This is a genomic window from Sabulicella glaciei (assembly GCF_026183895.1).
GTDB lineage: Bacteria > Pseudomonadota > Alphaproteobacteria > Acetobacterales > Acetobacteraceae > Roseococcus > Roseococcus glaciei.
Genome location: NZ_JAPFQI010000052.1, coordinates 1 through 1,384, shown reverse-complemented (window position 1 = coordinate 1,384; position 1,384 = coordinate 1). Strand labels below are relative to the sequence as shown.

1 protein-coding gene is annotated in these 1,384 nt (G+C 69.1%); it reads left to right on the top strand.

The window, feature by feature from the left end; translation table 11 throughout:
• Positions 1–105 precede the first annotated feature (105 nt).
• Complete coding sequence (locus OF850_RS23325) at positions 106–1,149, top strand: IS110 family RNA-guided transposase (protein ID WP_301592829.1); 1,044 nt, start codon at positions 106–108, stop codon at positions 1,147–1,149.
• Positions 1,150–1,384: the final 235 nt, after the last annotated feature.

The following is a 1,384-nucleotide window of genomic DNA, read 5'->3' as shown; positions in this document are numbered from 1 at the left end:
CTCCTACACCACATAGCCTAATCGCGCTTGGCGCCGCTGGTGCTGGCGTCGGCATCCTGATGGGCCGGGCCCCATGCCCGGTCGATGGAAAGCCGGAGGCGTGCAATGAAGACCTTTGTCGGACTGGATGTGTCACTCGACGAGACCGCGGTCTGCGTCGTGGACGAGGACGGCCAGGTGGTGGCCGAGTGCAAAGTGCCCTCGACACCGGAAGCAATCGCCGCGTTCGTCGGGGCCAAGGCGCCGGACGCGGTGCGCCTGGGCCTGGAGACAGGCCCGCTGTCCGTGTGGCTACACGGCGAGTTGCGCGCTCGTGGCCTGCCTGTCATCTGCATCGACGCGCGGCACGCCAAGGCGGCGCTGTCCATGCGCATCAACAAGACCGACCGCAACGACGCAGCCGGCCTCGCCCAGATCATGCGCACGGGCTGGTTTCGCGAAGCGCACGTGAAGTCGGGCCCGAGCCATCTGGCGCGCGCCCTGCTCGCGTCGCGCGCCTTGCTGGTCGCCGTGCGCGGCGACATCGCCAACCAGATCCGTGGCTTGCTCAAGACGTTTGGCGTGATCATGGGCAAGCCCGCTGGTGGGTTCCGCAAGCGGGCGGCGGAGGTGACCGCCTCCGACCTGGCGGACAGCCCCGAGCTCGCACGGATCGTCGAAACGCTTCTGGCCACTCGCGACGAGGTGTCGCGGCGCATTGCCGCCCTCGACCGCGAGGTCATGCGCGCGGTCCGTGCCAACGAGGCGTGCCGTCGGTTCATGACGGCGCCGGGCGTCGGCGGCGTGGTGGCGCTTTCGGTCTGGGCGGGCATCGACGAGCCGGCGCGGTTCCGCCGATCAACGAGCGTGGGCGCCTATTTTGGCCTGACGCCCAGGCGCTATGCCTCGGGCGAGGTTGATCGGACAGGCCGCGTCTCGAAGTGCGGCGACAAGACGGTGCGCGCCCACCTCTATGAGGCGGCGAACGTGATCCTCACCCGCATCAAGCGTCCCTCGGCGCTGCGGGCCTGGGGCCTCGACCTCGCGCGGCGATCTGGGTTCAAGAAGGCGAAGGTCGCCGTCGCGCGGAAGCTTTCGGTCATCCTGCACCGCATGTGGCGTGACGGCACCGAGTTCCGCCCCGCGGGAAGGGCAGCCGCGGCGGCCTGATCTGGATACCCGGCCGTCACGGGCCGGACGAGTTCGTCCCCGCCGGGACGAGGGCGAGGGTCGAGGCCGATCCCTGACATGCCGGGCTGCCCCTGCAGCACAAGGCGAACACCACATTGGCCCGCCCAGACCCACCCAAGGCCATGGTGTGGCGGCAACCGCCGACCACGAAGAGAACCATGAGCCCGGCGTGGTCGATCACACGTTCGACGCTTGACGGCAGCAATTAGAGAAC

Excerpts from the sequence above, each read along its gene's own strand:
- OF850_RS23325 (WP_301592829.1), top strand. The coding sequence starts at position 106 with ATGAAGACCTTTGTCGGACTGGATGTGTCACTCGACGAGACCGCGGTC.